Raw genomic sequence first — 21,926 nt, 5'->3', positions numbered from 1 at the left:
GGTGACACGCGAAAGGCCGTGCGGGCCTAGCCCGGCTGCTTTGCGGCCGCTGCCGCCTGTTCGTAGCGGAGGCAATCGAAAATCTTGGCGCCGGCAAGGAAGACCGACCCGCTGCACGCGATCAGCAGCAGCTTGCCGCCAAGCCCCGGATATTCATGCAGATAGGCACCCCCGCGCGCCATCGCGCCGACGGCGAGGGCATAGATGATGAGGCACGCTTCGAGGCGGGTCTTGATGACGAACAGGCGTCCGATTTTTTTCAGCATCACCATCTATCCAGCAAGAGCCGTGCCACCGGCGCAAAAGCGGGATTCGCCGCGCCGGGCTTATGGTAAACTGTAAGTTAATCCGACAAGCCAAGGCAAGGGGCGTCGGCTTTTGGGGCGGAAAGCGGACATTAACGATCAGTTGTCTATTCTATAAACGTGCCGCGGAAGGCGCGGTTTTCAGGGGCACTTTTATGCAGATGGGCGTTGGGTTGACGGTGGCGGCCGTCGTTACGATGCTTGCGAGCCAACCAGCTCTGGCATGCCGAGTAACCAACGAGTTGAACCTCCCCGACGTAAAAAATGCCGATCTGGTAGTTGTCGGCAGGATCTCGGGATACGAGGTGATCCGCAACAAAGCACATTATGCGAGATTTACGGTTCAAGTTGAGGAGACGCTGATCGGAGATGTCGGGCAGACCTTCACAGCGAGGTGGGACAACTCGAATTTTGCCCTGCCTGACGAAATGGGCCAAGGCCCGTTCCTGACTGCCTTACGCGCGCCACGGTCCGAGAGATCTGCTAACGCTACGACGCCGGAAATATTGCATCACAATGCTGACCTAATAACAGTTCTTCAGGCACCTTGTTCGCCAGCGTTCATATTTGAGATTCCGAGCGATGAGGCAAGGATCGCTCGCGACATTTTGGCACTTGATAAAAAATAGCGAACGTCCGCAATCGGTCGGAAGCCGCCGTCCGCGCGGCGCGCAACTAACCCGTCCTGGCAAACCAGATCACGTGCCGCGGGCCTTTGCCATTGCTGCGCGCGCGAACGCCGACCTCTTCGACCTGAAAACCCGCTGCCGCCAACCGGCGGGTAAAGCGGGCATCGGGGGCGGCCGACCATATCGCGAGGATGCCGCCGGGGCGCAGCGCTGCCTTCGCCGTCGCGAGGCCTGCCGTGGAATAGAGCCCCTCATTGGCCTCGCGTGTCAGGCCATCGGGACCATTGTCGACGTCGAGCAGGATCGCATCATAGCGGCGCGTCGCCGCGCCGATCGCCTTCGACACGTCGCCGAGGACCAGCTCGACCCGCGGATCGTCGAGACAGCCTGCGGCCAGTTCGGCCATTGGCCCGCGCGCCCACTCGATGATGCCCGGCACCAGCTCGGCGACGGCAATTTTTGCGTCGGGACCGAGCGTCGCCAGTGCCGCGCGCAGGGTAAACCCCATGCCATAGCCGCCGATCAGCAGGCTGGCGCCCTTCGCGCTGCGCAGCCGGTCGCAGGTCATCGTCGCGAGCGCTTCTTCGGAGCCGCTCATCCGGCTGCTCATCAATTCGTTGCGATCGATCGCGATGATGAAATCGTCGCCGCGTCGGTACAGGCGCAGTTCGTCGCCGCCCGGGACCTCCGCCGTGCCGATCAGTTCGCGTATCTTCAACCGAGTTCGCCGAGGTCGAGCGTCTCGAGCAGCGCCGCGCGGGCCGTCCGCACGTCGTTTGCCAGCGCCGCCGAGGCGAGGTCGCCGGGGGCGATCGCCTCGGGCCAATGGCGCGCCACGACGGCGGCGATGCGGTCGAGCTTCGCTTCGTCGGCGATGAAGCGCGGATCGACCGTCGCGGGGTCGGCGACGACGCGCAGCCGCAGGCACGCGGGGCCGCCGCCATTCGCCATCGACTGGCGGACATTGACCGGCAGCAGGCGGCGGATCGGCCCATTGCCCGCGACATGCGCCTCCAGCCAGTTCCACACCGCGGGCGTGTCCTGCGCTTCGGTCGGCAGCACCAGCCCCATGCCGCCGCCGTCGGGCAGGCTGACGAGCTGGGCGTTGAACAGATAGGATTTGATCGCGTCCGGCAGGCTCACCGCGCTTGCGGGCACTTCGACGATCTCGACCGCGGGGAAGGCGGCGCGAATTTCGGCGTGCGCCGCCTCGCGGTCCTCGAAGGCGGTTTCGTGGGTGAACAGCACATGCTCGTTCGCGACCGCGACGACATCGTTGTGGAACGCGCCGCCCTGGATCGCGGTGTCCGACTGGCGGATGAACAATGTCCGCGCGGGATCGAGCCGGTGGTTGCGCGCGATCGCCTTCGACGCGTCGAGATGCTGGCGCGCTGGGAAGCGCCCGCCGCTTAACCCATAGACGAAGATTTCGACGCCCTGGCCGTCATGCCCGCTGCACAGCCGCATATGGTTGGCGGCGCCCTCGTCGCCGAAAGGGGCGGGGATGGGGGCGTGCACCGCAAAAGCGGGGCTGGCGAAGGCGAGGCGAAGCTGCGCCAGCGTGCCCGGCCATTCGTGGCTGCGGTGCGGCATGGTGACGAGGTTCGCGACGGTCAGGTGGCATTTGCCGTCGGCGCTGTCGGGGGCGGGGGAGACGGTCGCGGCGTTCGCGGCCCACATCGACGAAGCCGACCAGGCTTGCGCGCGGAGATGTCCTTCCGCCTGCTCCGGCGTCGTGCCGAGCGTTGCAAGCCAGGGCGCATCGGGGCGATCGAGCGGCATGAAGAAGCCCTGCGGCAGCCCGAGCGACAGGTTGTGGCGCATCTTGTCGATGCCCTGCAACGCCGCGGCGCGTGGCTGCGACACGTCACCCGCGTTGCTTGCGGAGGCGATATTGCCGCGGCTGAGGCCGGCATAATTGTGGCTCGGACCGATGATTCCGTCGAAATTGATTTCGGTGAGCATGGTCTAGCGTCCGATCCAGCTGATCGCGTCGCCCTTGCCGACGCCGAGAATGCGCGCGGTTTCGGCATCGACCGTGCCGTCGGCGCCGACCTTGCCGAAACAGCAGCGGAAATCGGCGAGGCGGCCGGTCGCGATCAGCGCGTCCTCGCCGCCTTCGGCTATGCCCGTCACCTCGACATGCTTCGCATCGCGAATGCTCGCGACCTGATCGGTGCGCGCGGTCATCGTCGGGCCGCCGTCGAAGATGTCGACATAATTTTCGAACGCGAAGCCCTCATTCTCCAGCATCCGCATCGCGGCGCGGCCGGTCGGGTGCGGGACGCCGATAACGCTGCGCGCATGCTCGCCCAGCATCGCGATATAGACGGGATGCTTGGGCATCAGGTCGGCGATGAACTGGTTGCCGTGCACCGCATTGAACTGGTCGGCTTCCTGGAAATTCATCCCGAAGAATTTGCCCGCAACCCCGTCCCAGAAGGGCGAGCCGCCCGCCTCGTCGATTACACCGCGCAGCTCGGCGAGGATGCGGTCGCCGAAACGTGCACGGTGGCGCGCGATGAACAGGTAACGCGAGCGCGCGAGCAGCAGCCCGAGTCCGCCGGCGCGTGCCGCGGGATGAAGGAACAGCCCGCCGACCTCGCTCGCGCCGTTGAGGTCGTTGCTGAGCATCAGCACCTGCGCGTGGAACGTGCGACCGAGTTGTTCGCTATGCTTGCTGTCGGTGCCGATGCGATAGGAATAGAAGGGCCAGCGCTGGCCGACCTGCCCGAAAATCTGGCACGTGCCGCGCACTTCGCCGCTGTCGAGATCCTCGAGCACCATCAGGTACAGTTCGTCGCCGGGATATTCCTTTTCCGACGCGAAGCCGGCTTCGGCGCGCTCCAACTTGGCGCGCAGTGCCTTCTTGTCGGGGGGCAGGTTGGTGAAGCCCCCGCCGGTCAGCTTCGCCATCTCGTAAATGCTTTGCAGGTCGCCCGGTTTGGCCGCCCGGATCACATAATTCACACAGTCCCCCGTTCCGCTATTCTTATCATGGTGAGTGCCGATAATTGCGCGCGTTCGGGCAGGCTGCCCGTGATCAGAAATTCGTCCGACGAATGGATCGCACCGCCGCGCGGCCCCATCGTGTCGACCACCGGCACCCCGCACGCCGCGATATTGTTGCCGTCGCACACGCCGCCCGTCGCGTTCCAGCTGATGGGCGGCAGGCCAAGCGCGGCGCCGCAATCGCGCACCAGTTCGAACAGGCGCGTCGCTGCCGCGTCGAGCGGTTTGGGCGGGCGGTTGAAGCCGCCGTGGACATGGCAATGGACGTCATGCTCGCGCGATACCGCGGCGACGGCATCGCGCATCGCGGCTTCGGCGGCTGCCATCGCATCGGGGGTCGACGGGCGCATATTGACGCGCAGGATCGCCTGATCCGGCACGATATTGTTGGGACCGCCACCGTCGATCTTCGCCGGATTGACCTTCAGCACGTCGGATTTCAGCGCACCGAGCCGCAGCGCGAGGTCGGCGGCGGCGAGCAGCGCGTTGCGCCCCTCCTGCGGATTGCGCCCGGCGTGCGCCGCGCGGCCGTGGACGATGATCGAGAAATTGCCGCTGCCCGGTCGTGCTCCGGCGAGCGTGCCGTCGGGCAGCGCGGGTTCGTAGGTGAGCGCCGAGGTCTTGCCCTTCGCGAGTTCGGTGATCAGCCGCGCCGACGCCTGGCTCCCGGTTTCCTCGTCGCTGTTGATCATCACGTCGTAACCGATGCGGCCCGCGAGCGGGGAAGCCTCGAGTGCGGTAAGCGCCGCAAGGATCACCGAAATCCCGGCCTTCATGTCGGCGGTGCCGGGGCCGTTCAGCACCCCGTCCTCCAGCCACTTCAGCGTCTGGAACGGATGATCGGCGGCGAACACCGTGTCCATATGGCCGGTCAGCAGCAATTGCACCGGCGCTTCGGGGCGCACCCGCACATGCAGATGGTCGCCGCGCTGGATGGTGTTGACGCGGCCCGCGCCGTCGACGCTTTCGACCGGATCGGCCGCGACCAGCCGCACCTCGCCCGGCAGTGCGGCAAAGGCGTCGGCGAGATGCCCGGCGACGGTCTTCAGTCCCGCCAGATTGCCGGTGCCGCTGTTGATCGCCGCCCATTGCTCGACTTGGCGCAGCATCGGCGCATCGGCGGCGCGTTCGAGCGCTGAATTTTCGGTCGCGGTCAGACTGGCCATCGGGTGGCTATAGCGAGCGGTGAGGGGCTTTGGCACCCCCAGCCGGTACTTTTGTCTTCGCTGTGCGACAAGTCACTGCCGCTGGCCGCCCATTTCGGTAAGGAGGCGATCGAATCGCACCGAATCGCAATGCATTAACCGAAAGTTCGGAACAGTGTCGCTACGCTGGCCGTACCCATAAGTGAGTGAGCCGATGACTGCCGCCTTTGTGCTTGGCATCAACATGTCCGTTGCCGGCATTTTTGCCCTGGCGTTCGCGGTGGTTGCGGCGACAAACCGCGGCGCGCGCGGGGCGCGGTGGCTTGCGGCTGGCTATGGCATGGGCATCATCTATGTCGCGCTCGAATTCCTGCTGACGCGTCAGGTCGATCCGACCCCGGTCGGCATCGGCATATTCCTGGTCTTCCTGATCGCGCTCAGCTTTGCGCTGGTCGGTATCGCGCACCATTATCGCGCGCAGCCGCCGTGGGGCGCCATGGCGGCGATCTGGGTTCTCACGATCCTCGCCGTGCCGGTGATTTTCAGCATGACCTATGGCTCGACGCTGCGGCTGATGTTCTACCAGCTTCCCTATTTTGCGATGCAGTTTCTGATCGGCCTCGTGATCTGGCGCTCGGGCCGGCGTCAGGCGCTGGACGTTTTGCTGATCGGGCTCCAGATGATCGCCGCGGCCATCTATGTCGCCAAGCCCTTCATTGCGGCGGCGGTCGGGACGGCGAGCGCGCCGCAGGGCTATATGGCGACGACCTATGCCGCGATTTCGCAGAGCGGGAGCGTCGTGACGCTCATGGCGATCGCGCTCGTCATGCTGCTCGTGATCATGCGCGACACGACCGCAGAGATGGTGGCGCGTTCGGAAACCGACCCGCTTTCGAGCGTGCTCAACCGGCGGGGCTTCGAACATCACGCCGAACTGGCGCTGATGCGCGGCGAGGGGGCCGCGGTGCTGATCGCCGCTGATCTCGACGATTTCAAGAATATCAACGACAGTTTCGGTCATGCCGCGGGCGACGGCGTGATCGCGCATTTTGCGGCGATGCTGGTCGAAGCCGCGCCCGCGGAGGCGATCGTCGGCCGCGTCGGCGGCGAAGAGTTCGCCGTCCTGCTCCCCGATGCCCTGCTGTCCGACGGGCGGCTTTACGCGGAGACCGTGCGCGCCGCTTTCGCCGCGGCGCGGTTGCCGGTGCTCGGCGTTGACCGCAGCTTTACCGCATCCTTCGGCGTCGCGCAGCGAACGTCGGACAATTCGCTTTTCGAATTGTCGCGCCGCGCTGACGCCGCGCTCTATCGCGCCAAGGCAGGTGGACGGAACCAGGTTCGCGTCGCGCTGGGTGAAATGCCGCCGGTCCCGGCGCTCGGCGTCGCCTGACCTCAGACGGCGAGCAGCGGCGTATCTTCCTCGCGCGGCGGCGCAGGTTCGAAGCCGGGCAGGGGATCGAACTCGTCTTCGCTGAGTTCGATCGACGCCAGCCCATCGAGCTTGAAATGGCCGAGCCGCGGGTCCTCGTCGGACCGCCAGCTCTTGTTGAGGTTCAGCGCGCTGATGAACAGGTCGCCGCGACGCTCGAAGAGCAGGTGCGGCGCGAGCGTCAGCACCTGGCCGTTGTAATGCGCCGTCACCAGCCGTTTGCGGGCGATGGCTTCCATCAGTTTCAGTCGTGTATCGTCCATGATTCCGGGTCAGTTGGGGAGAGAGATTTTTTCGTTGTGCGTTGCAACGTAAACTACCCGGCCCCCGTTGAAAAGCGCCCATTGCCAATCGAAACCAATCGCGGCATAGGGCAGCGGCCCTTTCCTCCCCGGGTCCACTGGCGCAGCCGCGCCGACCAGAGGGTGCTTGCATGACTGAATTTCTCGATCGCTCCGGCCTGTCCGTCGATTCGCGTCTGGCCGACTTTGTCGAGCAGCGCGCGCTGCCGGGGACGGGGCTTGATGTCACGAAATTCTGGGAAGATTTCGCGGACCTGCTCGGCAAATTCGCGCCCGAGAATGCGGCGCTGCTAGCGAAGCGTGAGGATCTGCAGACGCAGATCGACGCCTGGCACGAGGCGCGCGCCGGACAGGCGCACGATGCTGGGACCTATCAGGCGTTCCTCCGCGACATCGGCTATCTCGTCCCCGAACCCGCGCCATTCCAGGTCGGCACGCAGAATGTCGATCCCGAAATCGCGACGATGGCGGGGCCGCAGCTCGTCGTGCCCGCGCTCAACGCGCGTTTCGCGCTCAACGCCGCCAATGCGCGCTGGGGCAGCCTTTACGATGCGCTCTACGGCACCGACGCGCTCGACGCGCCGCCGGCAAGGCCCGGCGGTTATGACGCGGAACGCGGCGCCGCGGTGATCGCGCGCGCCAAGGCATTCCTCGACGAAGCGGTACCGCTCGCATCGGGAAGCTGGACCGACTGGCAGGGCGGTGAGCCCGCGCTCGCCGACCCCGCGCAGTGGGTCGGCAGCAAGCCCGGCGGCATCCTGCTCCGCCACAACGGCCTGCATATCGAGCTGGTGATCGACCCCGGCAGCGCGATCGGCAAGACCGACCCCGCGGGCATCGCCGACGTTGTGCTTGAGGCCGCGCTGACGACGATCATCGATCTCGAAGACTCGGTCGCGGCGGTCGACGGTGAGGACAAGACGCTCGGCTACACCAACTGGCTCGGCCTGATGCGCGGCGATCTTGTCGAAAGCTTCGCCAAGGGCGGGCAGACGGTGACGCGCGCGATGGAGGCCGACCGCGAATGGACCTCGCCGTCGGGCGAGGCTTTCACGCTCCACGGCCGCAGCGTGATGTTCGTGCGCAACGTCGGCCATCTGATGACGACCCCGATGATCAAGCTGCCCGGTGGCGCCGAAGCGCCCGAGGGTCTGTGCGACGCGGTGATCACCAGCCTCTGCTCGCTCCACGATCTGAAGGGTCTCGGCACGCACAGGAACAGCCGTGCGGGCAGCATCTATATCGTGAAGCCCAAGCAGCATGGCCCTGAGGAATGCGGCTTCACGAACCGGCTGTTCGATGCCGTGGAAGATATGCTCGGCCTCGCGCGCCACACGATGAAGGTCGGCGTGATGGACGAGGAGCGCCGGACCTCGGCTAACCTCGCTGCGTGCATCCACGCGGTGAAGGACCGTATCGTCTTCATCAACACCGGCTTCCTCGACCGCACCGGCGACGAAATCCACACCTCGATGCGCGCGGGTCCGATGATCCCGAAGGGCGAGATGAAGGCGAGCGACTGGATCGCGTCCTACGAGGACCGCAATGTCCGCATCGGCCTCGCCTGCGGGCTTTCGGGAAAGGCGCAGATCGGCAAGGGCATGTGGGCGATGCCCGACCTGATGAAGGCCATGCTCGAAGCCAAGATCGGCCACCCCAAATCGGGCGCGAACACCGCGTGGGTGCCGTCGCCGACCGCCGCGACGCTCCACGCGCTCCATTATCATCAGGTCGATGTCTTCGCGCGGCAAAAGGAAATCGCGGGCGAAGCGGTGCCCTCGCTCGACCGCCTGCTGAACATCCCCGTCGCCACGGGACGCAACTGGAGCGAAGCCGAAATCACCCGCGAACTCGATAACAATTGCCAGGGCATCCTCGGCTATGTCGTGCGCTGGATCGATCAAGGCGTCGGCTGCTCGAAGGTCCCCGACATCGACGACGTCGGCCTGATGGAAGACCGGGCGACGCTGCGCATCGCCAGCCAGGCGCTCGCCAACTGGCTGCTTCACGGCGTCTGCACCCCCGAACAGGTCGACGCCGCGCTGACGCGCATGGCGGCGAAGGTCGACGCGCAGAATGCGGGCGATGCGCTTTACGAAAAGCTGACCCCCGACGGTATCGCGTACCGGGCTGCGCGCGCGCTGATCTTCGAAGGCGTGACCCAGCCGTCGGGCTATACCGAGCCGTTGCTGCACAAATATCGGCAGGCGAAAAAGGCGGCGTGAGCGACCGGCAGCTGACGAGCGGAAGCTGACGACCGGAAGTTGCCTATCCATCATCGTCACCCCGGACTTGATCCGGGGCCTGCCTTCTTGAAGGAAAAGGCGGATCCCGGGTCAAGCCCGGGATGACGGAAGTGGATGATCGATAAGGACCGCTTCCCACCCCCAAGCCCCGCCGTTATCTCGCTCACGATCATCGCTAGCCCCATTGCGCAGTGCCGCAATGGCATGTAGAACAAAATGGCAACATGATCGGAGATTCCATGTCCGCTGCCGTCGATCCCGCCTATCGCCATTATCCGAAGCAGGCCGAATATCGTGCGCTCGTCGAAGCCGGCGGCGCGGCGATGAAGCTCTATCATCTGGCCGCCGCCGATGCGCCGGTACCTGAAGATGTGGCAAGGCTCTGCGACCAATGGTTCGCCGAGCATGCTTCGGCGGTGCTGGCCGAGGGCGATTGCGGTTTCGTGATCCTCCACCGCTGCGGCGCCAATTTCTATTTCCTGCTCGTGTCGGTGTGGCGCGGGTCGAACGAACTCTGGGAAGCCGTGTGGTATCGCCACGGCGACATGCCGGCGTTCGCGCCCTTCGACCCCGGCTATCCCGAGACGTCCGGCGTGGTGCGTCCGACCTTCTGCGTCTGGGAACTGGGTATTGTCGCGCACGAGAGCGCGGCGTGGAGCCATTACCTCGCGTCGCCGCGCGACACAGCCGCGCGGTCGCGCTGGGTTGAAGATGTGTTCGAGGGCGTCGTATAGGGCGCGCCCTTTGCTGGCATTTTTCCGGGAGTTTTGACGTGCAGATTGCGGTGCTGACCTTCGACGGCTTCAACGAACTCGATTCGTTCGTAGCCGCGGCTATCCTGAACCGCCTCCGCGGGCAGGGCTGGGAAGCGCACATCACCTCGCCGACGCCGCAGGTTATCTCGATGAACGGCGTGACGATCGAACGGCAGCAGCCGCTCGATTTCGCGGCCAAGGCTGACGCGGTGATTATCGGCAGCGGGATCAAGACGCGCGAGATTGCGGCCGACCCGCTGATGCTCGGGCGCATCCGACTTGACCCGGCGCGGCAATTGATCGGTGCGCAATGTTCGGGGACGCTGTTGCTCGCAAAGCTCGGGCTGATCGGCGCGCTTCCCGCCTGCACCGACCTCACCACCAAGCCGTGGGTGATCGAGGCCGGGGTGGAGGTGCTCGACGCGCCGTTTGTGGCACACGGCAATGTCGCGACCGCGGGCGGCTGCCTCGCGTCGCAATATCTCGCCGCGTGGATCATCGCGCGGCTCGCCGGGACGGCTGCGGCCGAAGAGGCGCTGCATTATGTAGCGCCAGTCGGCGAAAAAGAGGATTATGTGACGCGCGCGATGGCGGCGGTGCTGCCGTTCCTTCCAGTCGAGAGGGTCGTCCGCACCGCATAACTGGCGATCCCGTACAATACGGCTTGCCCCGGCCTGCTATAATCCGGCATTTTGCAGCGTGCGCAAACTGGGGGCAGGGCGATGATGGCACCATTTAATTTCGGGCAGCTCAAATTTCTGAAGGCGCTGACCGAAGCGCTGTTTCACGATGCCGAGATGGTGATTTCGGCCGATCAGGTCGTCGCCAATGTCTGCGACCTGTTCGAAAAGGTCGGCGGGACCAAGCTCGACGAGATCCGGCTGTCGCTGACCGCGACCGAGATCGTGCTGGGCGGGCCCTTCTTTACCGAGGACGATGTCGCGGGGCGCGCCGAAAAGCTGCGCGACCGGCTGCAGAACAGCCAGATCGACCTGTTCCAGGATATGGCGCGGCTGCGCGGCGTCATCTACGCCTGCTACTATGGCCATTGGCAGCCGGGGCTCGAGCCGGGCGACCAGGGCGCGAACGCCCATAATCCGGTGCACCGCCAGATCGGTTTCACGCTCCCCAAATTCCGGCAGCGTGGTGGCTATGATGTGCCGCTGGAGCCGATACGCGGGCGCGAGATCGACCCCTCCCATATCCTCGATGCCGCCAGCCTCGAGGACGAATATGATGTCGTCGTAATCGGTTCGGGCGCCGGCGGCGGGGTCGCCGCCTATAATATCGCTGCGCAGGGCTATAAGGTGCTGATCGTCGAAGCGGGGCCTTTCTATCCCAGTCACGCGATCACGCATCACGAACTCGACATGATCGCGAAGCTCTACAAGCACGGCGCGCTGCAAACCTCGACCAATCGCGATTTCGTGGTGTTCCAGGGGCGCTGCGTCGGCGGGTCGTCGACGATCAACAACGGCATCTGTCTGCGCGTCAACGAGGCGGGGCGCACGCACCCCGACGCAAAGGACGTGCTCGCCAAATGGGCGAGCATCGGCGCGCCAGTCGACGCCGCCGCCTTTCATGCCAGCTATGACGCGGTGCAGGCCAAGCTCGGTATCGCGCCGATCGAACCGCGCAGCGGGCGCCACAACGGCCCGCACCTGATCGAGGGTTGGCACGCCTATGCCGCGGGCTCGACCAACCCGCGCGACAGCCGCGCGATCGCCGACTGGTTCGCCAAGAATTTCGGCCCGCCGAACACGGTCAATGCCTGCGCTTATTGCGGATATTGCAATTCGGGCTGCGCCTATGGCCGCCGCATGGGGATCGCGCAGACCTATTTGCCCGAGGCGTGCCGCGATTTCGGTGCGCGCATCCTGCCGGGGACGAAGGCCGAACGGATCGTCTGGCAAGCCGCCTATGACGGCCGGCGCGAGGCCGAGGCGGTGAAGCTGGTCCTGCCCGACGGGTCGAAGACATTGGTGCGCGCGCGCGTCGGGGTCGTCGTTGCGGCGGGTACGATCGCCTCGTCGAAGCTGCTCGACCGCAGCGACATCGACGGCACCGGCTATCAGGTTTCCTTGAACGTGGCTTCGCCGGTCGTTGCGCTGATGCCCGATGGCGTCGGCGGCGATGCGTGGGACGAAGACCAGATGTCGAGCTACGTCGATTGCGGCGACTTCCTGCTCGAAAGCCATTTCCAGCCGCCGATGTCGATGGCGTCCCTGATGCCCGGCTGGTTCGGCGACCATGCCACGCGCATGAAGAATTTCGGACGCGTCCATTCGGCGGGTATCCTCTTTCCCGCCGACCGCCGCGGGCAGATTGTCGACGGCAAGCTGAAATTCAGCCTCGACACCAGCGACGACTTGCCGGTGCTGCGCGATGCGATGGCGACGCTGACCAAGGTGCATTTCGCGGCGGGCGCGCTCGAATGTTATCCTGCGCTGGCGAAGGGCCAAAAGATCACGCCCGACATGGATGTCGACGCTTTCTTCCGCGATGCGATCCGCGAACAGGACGACGTCACCCTGTCGAGCAGCCATCCGCACGGCGGCAATGCGATCAACGAGAACCCGCAATATGGCATCGTCGACCTCGACTGCCGCGTTCACGAAACGACCAATGTGTTCGTCACCGACGCGAGCGTTTTCCCGAGCTGCATCCGCGTGAATGCGCAATGGACGACGATGGCGATGGCGCAATATGCGACGGGGCGCGGCGATCCCTTTCGCTGACGCGCAATCGCGCCTACATGCGCGCGCATGTTCCAGGTTGCCGCCCTTTACCGCTTCGCGTCGTTCGATGATCCCGCCGCGCTGCGCCAGCCGCTGATCGACCTGTGCGCCGCAGAAGGCGTGAAGGGGACGCTGCTCCTCGCGCGCGAAGGTATCAACGGCACGATCGCGGGCGGCGGCGCGGGGATTGCAGCGGTGATCGATCATATCCGTGCGCTTCCCGACTGCGCGCTACTCGATGTCAAATATTCGGCGGCCGCCGACATGCCGTTCCAGCGCATGAAGGTACGGCTGAAAAAGGAAATCGTGACGATGAAGGTGGCGGGGCTCGACCCCGCACGCCGCGCCGCGCCTTATGTCGATCCCGCCGACTGGAACGCGCTGGTCGACGACCCCGATACGGTGCTCATCGATACGCGCAACGGCTTCGAGGTCGGCTATGGCAGTTTTGCGGGCGCGATCGACCCCGAGACGAAGAGCTTCGGCGAATTTCCCGACTGGTGGCGCGCGAACGCTGACAAATTTGCGGGCAAGCGCGTCGCGATGTTCTGCACCGGCGGTATCCGCTGCGAAAAATCCACCGCCTTCCTGCGGCATGAAGGCGTCGAGGATGTCGTCCACCTGAAGGGCGGTATACTCGCCTATCTCGAACAGGTGCCCGAGGCTGACAGCCGCTGGCACGGCAGCTGCTTCGTCTTCGACGAGCGCGTGAGTGTCGGGCACGGGCTGGTCGAGGTCGGCGACAAGCCCGGCCCCGGCTGAGCCGTCAGGCAACCGTCAGCGTATAGGTCACCCGGTAGTCGCTGGCGTCGCCGCCCAGCGTCTTGGTGAACGTCCCCGGCGCGTCGCCGAGATCGATCGTCCCGATATTGTCGCTGCCGCCGATATCGTCGAACTCGCGCAGCTGGAAACTCACCGGCTGGTCGAAATCGAAGCTTTGGGGCACCACCCAGCTCTCGCCCTTCTTGATCGAATAGATCTCGCTCTTCCCTTCGGGAAAACGCTGTCCGGTGTTGAAGCGCAGGAACAGCTGGTCGGGCAGGCCGAGCCCCAGTCGCCCCGTCAGCTTGACGCATTCGACGCGGATGTTCGACAGGGTGAATTTTCGCGCCGCCGGTCGCGCCGCGGGGGCCGGTGCCTTCATCGCGACCATCGTCACCGGCGGGATGACCGCGCCGGGGTCCTTCGACAGGCGGTCGATATTCTCGCTCGCTTGCCCGGCATATTTGCCCGCCGGAAATTCGGCGAGATAGGCGCTGAAGCCGCGGACGCTGTTTTCGGCCATTGCGCCCTTCCACAACAGCTCCTCCAGCCCGCTGCGGTTGCCGGTCGCCGGGACATTCGCCGGTGTCGTGCGCGGCACCAGATAGACCGGCGTGCCCGTGATGCTCGCGCTCACGAACGGCCGCTGGCTTCCGCCGGTTGCCTTGAGCACGTCGTCGCGGATCAGCCCGCCGAGCAGCTGCACGGGCATATCGGGCTGCGGCAGGCGCTTCGCGAGCGACGTCGCGAACGGCGAATTGCCGCTTGTCCCGTCGGCGGCGGTCTGCCCCGGCGCGGCGGCGAAGATGACGAGCACATCGTCGGCCTCGACCCCCGCGAGGCCGTTCACTACCGCGCGCGTTCCCGACCGCCACGAGCGGCCGAACGGGTTGTTGCGGCATGAATCGAGTACGATCATGCGGATCTGCGCCCCCGACACCGATTCCATCAACCGGTCGAGATTGATCGCCTCATACGGCAGGTCGAGATCGGATTTCAGCTGCGCGTCGGTAGGGATCAGCCAGTTCTTGCCCTGCGCCTCGATCCCGTGCCCGGCATAATAGACCATCGCGACGTCGGCCCCGTCGGCCTTGGCGCGAAAGTCGCGCATCGCCTTCTGGAAATCGTTGACCGCGAGGTCGGCGGCGATCGTCACATCGTCGAAGCCCGCTTGGCGGGCCGACGCCGCGATGATCCTGATGTCGTTTGCCGGGTTCACCAGCCGGCTGGTGTTCGCATAATCGCCATTGCCGATGATCAGCGCCACCTTGCGTGCTTCGGCCGCCGAGGGCGCGAGAAGCAACAGGGCGGTGAGGGTGACAAGCCAGAATCGCATCATCGCGATATCCTCTCTGCGCTATGTGGGGCGCGCCGCCCCATATTCGGTCCAGCCGAACGGCCGCGGTGTTTTCGGTATGTAAGCGGCCGCCTGCCGATCGACCGCGAACCCGGCTTTTTCATAGGCCTCGCTGATCGGCCGGGTGAGGTGGCAATTGCCGCCGACGCGCTTCCACACCGGCTCGATCCGCCGCTGCCACTTCGCGACCCCGGCATCGGGCGCGGCGCCATGTTCGAGGAACAGCGCGGTCCCGCCCGGCTTCAGCACGCGGCGGATTTCGCTGAGCACCGCCGCCTGATCGCCAACCGAGCAGAGCGTGAATGTCGTGACGACCGTATCGAACTGCCCGCTTTCGAACGGCATCGCTTCGCCGACGCCTTCGCGGATGTCGGCCTCAATCCCGCGCGCGGCGGCGGCCGCAACGCTCATCGTCAGCAGTTCGGGCGAGGGGTCGAGCCCGCTGAAGCTCTCGATCTGGCCCGGCCGATAGAATTCCATGTTGATTCCGCCGCCGCAGCCGAGTTCGAGCACATGGCCGCGCGCGTGCGGCACGACCTTGCTGCGCAGCTTCATGATCTGCCCCTGCGAGCAGGCGCATTTGATCAGCCGCGGCACCCCATGACGTTCCCACCAGCTTGCCATTCGCCAGTCTCCCCTTGGCGTGGAAGGTGACCCTTGCTAGCGCTATTGGCAACACCCATCTGTGCCTGCCCGCACAGTCAACGAAAGATCGCCATGCCCGCCGTCCACCATACCAAGATGCTCATCCTCGGTTCCGGCCCCGCCGGCCTGTCGGCCGCCATTTACGCGGCGCGCGCGGGCATGATGCCGATCGTGGTGCAGGGGCTGCAGCCCGGCGGCCAGCTGACGATCACGACGGATGTCGAAAACTACCCCGGTTTCGCCGAGGTCGTGCAGGGCCCCTGGCTGATGGAACAGATGACCGCGCAGGCGATGCACGTCGGGACCAGCATGATCTGGGACACGATCGTCGACGTCGACCTGTCGCGCCGCCCGTTCAAGCTGACGGGCGACGGCGGTGACGTCTATATGGCCGACACGCTCGTCATCGCGACGGGGGCACAGGCCAAATGGCTCGGCGTTCCGGGCGAGCAGGAACTCGGCGGCAAGGGCGTCTCGGCGTGCGCGACGTGCGACGGATTCTTCTATCGCGGCAAGAAGGTCGTGGTGATCGGCGGCGGCAATACCGCGGTCGAGGAAGCGCTCTACCTCACCAACCACAGCGACGATGTGACGCTGATCCACCGCCGCGACCATTTGCGCGCCGAAAAGATCCTGCAGGACCGGCTGATGGTCAACCCGAAGATCAAGATACTGTGGAACAAGCGCGTCGACCGTTTCGTCGCGGGCGAGGGCGTTTCGGGGCTGGTCGGTGTCGACCTGATCGACACCGTGACCGGCGAGGCGAGCCACGAGCCGACTGACGGCGGCTTCGTCGCGATCGGCCACAGCCCGTCGACCGAGCTGTTCAAGGGCAAGCTGCCGCTCGACGACGATGGCTATCTGCAGGTCACGCCGGGCACCTCGCTGACTTCGATCCCCGGCGTCTTTGCGGCGGGCGACGTCACCGACAAGGTCTATCGTCAGGCGGTGACCGCGGCGGGCATGGGCTGCATGGCCGCACTCGACGCCGAACGCTTCCTCGCCGAAGCCGAATATCACGCGCTGGCCGACGCCTGATGCAATTCGTCGCCCCCGTGAAAGCGGGGGCGACGATTATTTGAGTGCCGCCAAAATCCGTTCGGCGAGCCACTCGCCATCGTCGCCGGCAAAGCTGTGCGACGGGCTGGCGAGGCGTTCGACGGGAAGGCGGCTTAGCGCCGACGGGCAACTTTCCATAAAAGCCTGCGCGGTCCGGTCACCAGTGGCGAGCAGGATCGTCGCGGGCGCCCCGAGCGCGGCTATCGCACCGTCTATCCGCGCCGCGAGACTATCGGGCGCGGCGGGGGCGGCCGGAGCCTTGAGCGCCGAAAGACCGCGGAACAATTTGCGGAAATCCACCTCGCCCGTGATCAGTCGCAGAAGGCTCTTCGGGTCCTTCAATCGCGACAGATAACGCGCGCGGATAGCGGCGGCAGGGGGCAGCGCGGGCTCGTCTGCTTCTTCGGCCTCGCCGTCATAGGTCCAAGGATTGGCGACGATCAGTCCATCGAGCGCCAGCGGCTGATGAAGCAACAACGCGCTCGCCGCATCGCAATTACCCAAGGCAAAGATGCGCGAGACATGCGGCGCCGCTGCGCGGAATGCCGCGATCGCCGCCGCGATATCGGGGCCGCTGCTCTCGAACCCGCCGTTCGCGCCCTCGCTGTCGCCGATCCCGCGCCGGTCGAAACGAAACACCGGATAGCCTTCGGCGGCGATCCGCGCCGCGAGCATCGCCATCCCGCGATGCGCGCCGCTGCGAATCTCGTTGCCGCCCGACACGATCAGCAGCCCCGTACCGCCCGCCGCCTCGTCAAGGCTCGCGGCGAGGGCAGCGCCTTCGCAGGCAAAGCTCAGCTGATGCCGCATGTCGTGCTCCATGCAGCGATGTCGGCGGCGATCGCGGCCGCCATCGCGCTATCTTCGCCCGGCTCGGCGCGTAGCCACAAGGGCGTGCCGGCGATCCCGTCGGTGCCGAGGCCGATGCTGCGCAAGGGCGCTACCGCTTGCGTCTCGCTGGTGCCGAGCCCGGCGACCATGGCGGGCGACAAAAGATTGCCGGCAAGTAGCAGCGATGCGGTCTGCGCCTGCTCCTGCAAGACTTCGAGCGAAGAGGTCCGTCCGGCCTCGCGATCGGCGCTGACGCGTGCGCGCATCAGGGTGCGGAGCAGCGAGGCGCCGCCGACGGGGGCCAGCCGCCACCACGCAGCCGCTTCCGCTCGATGATCGATCAGCGCGCCGCCGCGCATCGATGCCACGATGAGCGGACCGTCGATGGTCGCCGCAACTTCGGCGAGCGCGTCCTGCCAACGCGCCAGATCGATCTCGACCAGCGGCACAAGGCTCTCATTCTGCCCGGGGAGGTCGGGGATCAGGGCCGCAAAGCCATCGGCCGCGAGCGCGCGCATCGCGAGCACCAGCGTGCGGCGCGTGCGGTTCGCTTCCTCGAACAGCGGCGGGACGATCAGGATGGTGGCGCGGGCGGCACCCGCGGGGTCGATGCGCAGGATATGTTCGCTCATACGCGCATCCGGGGTCAGTCGGTCACTTTGCGCTGCGAAAAGGCGAGCAGATTGCCGTAGGTTTCAAAGATTTCGCCATCGATCTCGTCATCGTCGATGATGATGCCGAGCCGGTCTTCCATCTCGGTCAGCACGGTCGCGACCGCCATCGAATCGAACTCGGGCAGTTCGCCGAACAGGCCGCTGTCGTCGGTCAGCGCGGCGGCGCGGGCCTCGCCAAGGCCGAGCACGTCGGCGAGCAGGGCGCGAAGGGTGGCGTCGACGGAGCTGCTATCGGTCACGTTTCTTTCCTCAACACGGAACGGGCAAATGCCTTCAATGCCGGTCCCCATGCCGCGACGCGCGACGGATTGAAAGCCTCGATGCGCCACAGCGGATCGTGCCGGTTCATCCAGTCGCGCTTGTACCCGTCGTTGCCGGTGCCGAAATCGACGCACTTCACGCCGTCGATCTCGATGACATGGCGGAACAGCGCCGCCGACAGCAAGGTGCCGGGCGAGGCTTTCAGACTGTCCTCGACATGCGCCAGCTTGTGGATGAAGGCGGTGCCGTCCTCGACGGTCCAGAACTGCGCGGCGACGGGGGTGCCGTCGATGCGCGCAATCCCCATGCGGAGGCGGCCGCCGGTGCCTTCGGCTTCGGCAAAGGCGCGGAGCAGCGCGGGATGCCCTTCTTCGGGTTTCCAGCTTGCGGCGTAGATTTGTTCATAGGCCGCCCAGCTTCCCGAATCGAAATCGGCGAGCAACTGGATGTCGACGATGCCCTTCTTCGCCTTGCGCTGGACGGTGTTGCGCAGCGCGCCGGGGCGGCTGGCCCACCATGCGTCATGATCCATATCGCCGAGGTCGAGCCAGTGGCGGTCGCCGGCGGGCGTCGCCTTCACCCGCCAGCCCGCGGCGCGGAGTTCCGCGACAAGCTCGCCCGGATCGACCACGGGAAAAAGCGTCAATCGGGCGGCCTTTCGGCGAATTCCGGAAAAGAGCGCGCGGAGTGCGCCCTCCCGATTGCCGTCGCCATCGAAAAGCGGGCGGATCGAAAAGCTGTACCAGTTGGTCAGTCCCGCGAAGTCGCCGGGCTTCTCGATCCGCAGGGGTAGCCATGCCGTCGTCGAACCGGCGCTGCCATGCGCGTCGAAACGGCCCCGCCCCGCAAAGCCGTGCGCTTCCAGAAGGTCGAACCACGCTGCCCGGTCGAACGGGGACGCAAATCCGGCCGCGCGCGCTGTGGCGGGCAGCCGCTCATCATTAGCGTGATGTTCACCGTTCCCTTGCATGGTGCCGCCCTCTATCACTTCACTCCTAACAGCCGATGACCAAAGCCGAAAACCCATCATCGAGACCGCTCGACCATCTCGCCCGCTGTGGCGCGCCGGACGCGGCCGCGCTTCTGATCGGCGACCGTGTCACGACCTTCGCCGAACTCGATGCCGGTGTCGGACGCCTTGCGTCGTGGCTGCTCGAACAGGCGGGCGGCCCCGGCGAGCGCGTCGCGAGTTGGAGCGCCAAGACAAGATTTGCCTGCCTGATGCCGCTCGCCGCGGCGCGCGCGGGGCTGATTCATGTGCCGGTCAATCCGCTGCTCAAGGGGCCGCAAGTCGCCCACATCCTGTCCGACAGCGGCGCGAAATTGCTCGTCACGGGTGGCGCGCGCGCCGATGCGCTCGGCGGCGGACTGCCCGACGAATGCGCGGTACAGGATTTGAAGATCGCCGAAGAGGTGATCGATTCGGGCGGGCAGGGGCTGCCGCCGTCGATCGCCGAACCCGGCGATCTCGCCGCGATCCTCTATACCAGCGGCTCGACCGGCCGGCCGAAGGGCGTGATGCTCAGCCATGCGAACCTGTGGCTCGGCGCCGAAAGCGTCGCCTCCTATCTGAAGATCGTCCCCGACGACCGCGTGCTCGGCGTCTTGCCGCTCAGCTTCGATTATGGTCAGAACCAGCTGCTTTCGAGCTGGTATGCGGGCGCGGGGGTCGCGCCGCTCGATTATCTCACCGCGCGCGACGTCGTGAAGGCGGTCGCGCGGCACAAGGCGACGACGCTCGCCGGGGTGCCGCCGCTCTGGGTGCAACTCGTCGAGGCCGAATGGCCTGCTGAAACCTCGATCCATCTGAAACGCCTCACCAACAGCGGAGGGGCGCTCACGCCGTCGCTGATCGACGCGATGCGCAGGACGTTCCCGCGCGCCGACATCTACCCGATGTACGGGCTGACCGAGGCTTTCCGATCGACATATCTCGACCCGAAACTCGTCGCCGGTCATCCGACATCGATGGGGCGCGCGATCCCGCACGCGGAGATTTTGGTATGCCGCCCCGACGGGACGATCGCTGCCGACGATGAGCGCGGCGAACTTGTCCATTGCGGCCCGCTCGTCGCGCAGGGTTATTGGCAGGACGAAGAGCGCACCGCGCAGCGTTTCAAGCTCGCGCCTGCCGGCTCGCGCTATGGCGGGATGGCGGTGTGGTCGGGTGACACGGTGCGCCGCGATGCCGAAGGCCTCCTCTATTTCGTCGGCCGCGACGATGCGATGATCAAGACCGCGGGCAATCGCGTCAGCCCGACCGAGGTCGAGGATGTCGCGGTCGCATCGGGGCTGATCTATGAAGCGGTGGCGTTCGGGGTGCCCGACCCGCGGCTCGGCGCGGCGATCGTCCTCATCGTGCGCGGCAAGGACGGCGTCGCCGACGAAGAGGGGCTTGCGGCATATCTTCGCCAGAACCTGCCCAATTTCATGCAGCCGCAGGCGGTCGAATGGCGCGATGCCTTGCCGCGCAATCCCAATGGCAAGCTCGACCGCGTGGCGATCGCCGCCGACTGGGCAAAGGAGGTGACGGCATGAAGCCGCACGGCCCGATCCCGCCCGGCTTTCGCGCCGATGCGGGCGGCATGTTGCTGATCGGCGGCGACCGCGCCGAGGCGCTCGCCGACATGGCGGGCGACACCCCGCTGTTCGTCTATGACAGCGCGATGCTGGCTGCGGGCGTCGCCGAATGGCGCGCCGCCATGCCTGCCGAAGTCCAGCTTCACTATGCGATGAAGGCGAACCCCTATGCGCCGCTGCTCGCCTTCATGGCGACGCTGGTCGACGGGTTCGATGTCGCGTCGGGCGGCGAGCTGAAGGCCGCGCTCGCCAGCGGGATGGCGGCGGGCGACATCAGCTTTGCCGGACCCGGCAAGCGCGATCGTGAACTCGAGGCGGCGATCACCGCCGGCGCGACGCTCAATCTCGAATCCGCGGGCGAGGCGACCCGCGCGCTGTCGATCGCCGAGCATCTCGGCCTTACGCCCAGCCTCGCGGTACGCGTCAATCCCGACTTCGACCTCAAGGGGTCGGGCATGAAGATGGGCGGCGGCGCCAAACCCTTCGGGGTCGATGCGGCCGAGGTTCCGGCGCTCGTCCGGCGCTTGCTGGAGGCTGGCGCCGACTGGCAGGGTTTCCATATTTTCGCGGGATCGCAGGCGCTTGACGCCGCGGCCATCGCCGATACGCAGGCGCAGACGGTTGCGCTCGCAGCAAAGCTCGCGAACGAGATCGGCGAGACCCCACCGCTCGTCAACCTCGGCGGCGGCATGGGCGTGCCCTATTTCCCCGGCGACAAGCCGGTCGATGCCGCTGCCGTCGGGACGGCGCTCGCCGGGACGCTGGCGGCGCGCGACCCGATCCTCGCCAAAAGCCATTTCGCGATGGAACTCGGACGCTGGCTCGTCGCCGAAGCCGGCGTCTATCTGACCCGCATCGTCGATCGGAAGACGAGCCATGGCGAGACCTTCCTCGTCACCGACGGCGGCCTCCATCACCAGCTCGCCGCCAGCGGCAATTTCGGCACCGTGATCCGCCGCAACTATCCGATCGCGGTTGCGAACGCGTTCGGCGCCGAGCCGGCCGAAACGGTCTCGGTCGTGGGCTGCCTCTGTACCCCACTCGACCGGCTCGGCGACCAGGTGGCGCTGCCGCACGCCGGGGTCGGTGACCTGATCGCGATCTTCCAGGCGGGGGCTTATGGCGCGAGCGCGAGCCCGGCCGCCTTCCTGGGGCAAGGGCCGGCGCGCGAAATGCTCGTCTGACACCGCGAAATC

General features: G+C 66.1%; 22 protein-coding genes. 10 read left to right on the top strand and 12 right to left on the bottom strand.

The window, feature by feature from the left end:
* Positions 1-26 precede the first annotated feature (26 nt).
* The gene (locus ACIPPQ_RS09940) at positions 27-266 is read right to left on the bottom strand and encodes a hypothetical protein (protein WP_327457597.1); all 240 of its coding nucleotides are present in this window, start codon (positions 264-266) and stop codon (positions 27-29) included.
* A 194-nt stretch (positions 267-460) separates the two neighbouring features.
* On the opposite strand from ACIPPQ_RS09940, the gene ACIPPQ_RS09935 reads away from it, so the two are divergent.
* Positions 461-934, top strand: coding sequence for a hypothetical protein (locus ACIPPQ_RS09935; RefSeq protein ID WP_446543940.1), 474 nt, complete (start codon positions 461-463; stop codon positions 932-934).
* 46 nt (positions 935-980) lie between these two features.
* Here ACIPPQ_RS09935 and ACIPPQ_RS09930 read toward each other — a convergent pair whose 3' ends face one another.
* The 4 genes from ACIPPQ_RS09930 to ACIPPQ_RS09915 are packed head-to-tail and all read right to left on the bottom strand — an operon-like array spanning position 981 to position 5,112.
* Positions 981-1,652: a spermidine synthase gene (locus ACIPPQ_RS09930; protein WP_446543939.1), complete on the bottom strand. Its 672-nt coding sequence runs from the start codon at positions 1,650-1,652 to the stop codon at positions 981-983.
* Positions 1,649-2,899, bottom strand: a complete 1,251-nt coding sequence (locus tag ACIPPQ_RS09925) for an N-succinylarginine dihydrolase (protein WP_446543938.1) — start codon at positions 2,897-2,899, stop codon at positions 1,649-1,651. Before ACIPPQ_RS09925 ends, ACIPPQ_RS09930 begins: the two co-directional genes overlap by 4 nt.
* A gap of 3 nt (positions 2,900-2,902) precedes the next feature.
* Positions 2,903-3,904 carry an arginine N-succinyltransferase gene (locus ACIPPQ_RS09920; RefSeq protein ID WP_446543937.1) on the bottom strand — a complete coding sequence of 334 codons (1,002 nt, stop codon included), beginning with the start codon at positions 3,902-3,904 and terminating at the stop codon, positions 2,903-2,905.
* Positions 3,901-5,112, bottom strand: coding sequence for a hydrolase (locus ACIPPQ_RS09915; RefSeq protein ID WP_446543936.1), 1,212 nt, complete (start codon positions 5,110-5,112; stop codon positions 3,901-3,903). The genes ACIPPQ_RS09920 and ACIPPQ_RS09915 overlap by 4 nt, the downstream gene beginning before the upstream one ends.
* Before the next feature lie 193 nt (positions 5,113-5,305).
* On the opposite strand from ACIPPQ_RS09915, the gene ACIPPQ_RS09910 reads away from it, so the two are divergent.
* On the top strand, positions 5,306-6,481 hold the full coding sequence (locus ACIPPQ_RS09910; protein WP_446543935.1) for a GGDEF domain-containing protein: 1,176 nt from the start codon (positions 5,306-5,308) through the stop codon (positions 6,479-6,481).
* A 2-nt stretch (positions 6,482-6,483) separates the two neighbouring features.
* Here the strand turns inward: ACIPPQ_RS09910 and ACIPPQ_RS09905 are convergent, their stop codons facing one another.
* Positions 6,484-6,783 carry a hypothetical protein gene (locus ACIPPQ_RS09905; protein ID WP_446543934.1) on the bottom strand — a complete coding sequence of 100 codons (300 nt, stop codon included), beginning with the start codon at positions 6,781-6,783 and terminating at the stop codon, positions 6,484-6,486.
* 170 nt (positions 6,784-6,953) lie between these two features.
* Here ACIPPQ_RS09905 and ACIPPQ_RS09900 point away from each other — a divergent pair, with 170 nt between their 5' ends.
* From ACIPPQ_RS09900 to trhO, 5 genes are all read left to right on the top strand, one after another.
* A complete protein-coding gene (locus tag ACIPPQ_RS09900; RefSeq protein WP_446543933.1) occupies positions 6,954-9,047 on the top strand; it encodes a malate synthase G in 2,094 nt (697 codons plus the stop codon).
* A 260-nt stretch (positions 9,048-9,307) separates the two neighbouring features.
* Positions 9,308-9,802 carry a hypothetical protein gene (locus ACIPPQ_RS09895; protein ID WP_446543932.1) on the top strand — a complete coding sequence of 165 codons (495 nt, stop codon included), beginning with the start codon at positions 9,308-9,310 and terminating at the stop codon, positions 9,800-9,802.
* A gap of 38 nt (positions 9,803-9,840) precedes the next feature.
* Positions 9,841-10,464 (top strand): DJ-1/PfpI family protein, encoded by a 624-nt coding sequence (locus ACIPPQ_RS09890; protein WP_446543931.1) that lies wholly within the window; start codon positions 9,841-9,843, stop codon positions 10,462-10,464.
* Between the two features lie 81 nt (positions 10,465-10,545).
* On the top strand, positions 10,546-12,561 hold the full coding sequence (locus ACIPPQ_RS09885) for a GMC family oxidoreductase N-terminal domain-containing protein (protein ID WP_446543930.1): 2,016 nt from the start codon (positions 10,546-10,548) through the stop codon (positions 12,559-12,561).
* A 27-nt stretch (positions 12,562-12,588) separates the two neighbouring features.
* Positions 12,589-13,323 carry an oxygen-dependent tRNA uridine(34) hydroxylase TrhO gene (trhO, locus tag ACIPPQ_RS09880; protein ID WP_446543929.1) on the top strand — a complete coding sequence of 245 codons (735 nt, stop codon included), beginning with the start codon at positions 12,589-12,591 and terminating at the stop codon, positions 13,321-13,323.
* A 4-nt stretch (positions 13,324-13,327) separates the two neighbouring features.
* Here trhO and ACIPPQ_RS09875 read toward each other — a convergent pair whose 3' ends face one another.
* Positions 13,328-14,662 carry a caspase family protein gene (locus tag ACIPPQ_RS09875; protein WP_446543928.1) on the bottom strand — a complete coding sequence of 445 codons (1,335 nt, stop codon included), beginning with the start codon at positions 14,660-14,662 and terminating at the stop codon, positions 13,328-13,330.
* 18 nt (positions 14,663-14,680) lie between these two features.
* The gene (locus ACIPPQ_RS09870; protein ID WP_446543927.1) at positions 14,681-15,304 is read right to left on the bottom strand and encodes a class I SAM-dependent methyltransferase; all 624 of its coding nucleotides are present in this window, start codon (positions 15,302-15,304) and stop codon (positions 14,681-14,683) included.
* A gap of 93 nt (positions 15,305-15,397) precedes the next feature.
* Here ACIPPQ_RS09870 and trxB point away from each other — a divergent pair, with 93 nt between their 5' ends.
* Positions 15,398-16,363: a thioredoxin-disulfide reductase gene (trxB, locus tag ACIPPQ_RS09865; RefSeq protein WP_446543926.1), complete on the top strand. Its 966-nt coding sequence runs from the start codon at positions 15,398-15,400 to the stop codon at positions 16,361-16,363.
* Between the two features lie 36 nt (positions 16,364-16,399).
* Here the strand turns inward: trxB and ACIPPQ_RS09860 are convergent, their stop codons facing one another.
* From ACIPPQ_RS09860 to ACIPPQ_RS09845, 4 genes are read right to left on the bottom strand one after another with little or no spacing between them, the layout of a single operon-like run.
* Complete coding sequence (locus ACIPPQ_RS09860; RefSeq protein ID WP_446543925.1) at positions 16,400-17,194, bottom strand: hydrolase 1, exosortase A system-associated; 795 nt, start codon at positions 17,192-17,194, stop codon at positions 16,400-16,402.
* Positions 17,179-17,847 carry a hypothetical protein gene (locus ACIPPQ_RS09855; RefSeq protein WP_446543924.1) on the bottom strand — a complete coding sequence of 223 codons (669 nt, stop codon included), beginning with the start codon at positions 17,845-17,847 and terminating at the stop codon, positions 17,179-17,181. Before ACIPPQ_RS09855 ends, ACIPPQ_RS09860 begins: the two co-directional genes overlap by 16 nt.
* Positions 17,848-17,861: 14 nt before the next feature.
* Positions 17,862-18,128: a phosphopantetheine-binding protein gene (locus ACIPPQ_RS09850; RefSeq protein WP_446543923.1), complete on the bottom strand. Its 267-nt coding sequence runs from the start codon at positions 18,126-18,128 to the stop codon at positions 17,862-17,864.
* A complete protein-coding gene (locus tag ACIPPQ_RS09845) occupies positions 18,125-19,120 on the bottom strand; it encodes a GNAT family N-acetyltransferase (protein ID WP_446543922.1) in 996 nt (331 codons plus the stop codon). The genes ACIPPQ_RS09850 and ACIPPQ_RS09845 overlap by 4 nt, the downstream gene beginning before the upstream one ends.
* A gap of 35 nt (positions 19,121-19,155) precedes the next feature.
* On the opposite strand from ACIPPQ_RS09845, the gene ACIPPQ_RS09840 reads away from it, so the two are divergent.
* Complete coding sequence (locus tag ACIPPQ_RS09840) at positions 19,156-20,688, top strand: acyl-CoA ligase (AMP-forming), exosortase A system-associated (protein WP_446543921.1); 1,533 nt, start codon at positions 19,156-19,158, stop codon at positions 20,686-20,688.
* Complete coding sequence (locus ACIPPQ_RS09835) at positions 20,685-21,914, top strand: pyridoxal-dependent decarboxylase, exosortase A system-associated (RefSeq protein WP_446543920.1); 1,230 nt, start codon at positions 20,685-20,687, stop codon at positions 21,912-21,914. The genes ACIPPQ_RS09840 and ACIPPQ_RS09835 overlap by 4 nt, the downstream gene beginning before the upstream one ends.
* Positions 21,915-21,926 lie beyond the last annotated feature (12 nt).

The organism is Sphingopyxis sp. LARHCG72 (assembly GCF_052871675.1).
The sequence above is the reverse complement of the archived record's forward strand: the minus strand, read 5'-3'. Positions and strand labels throughout refer to the sequence as shown.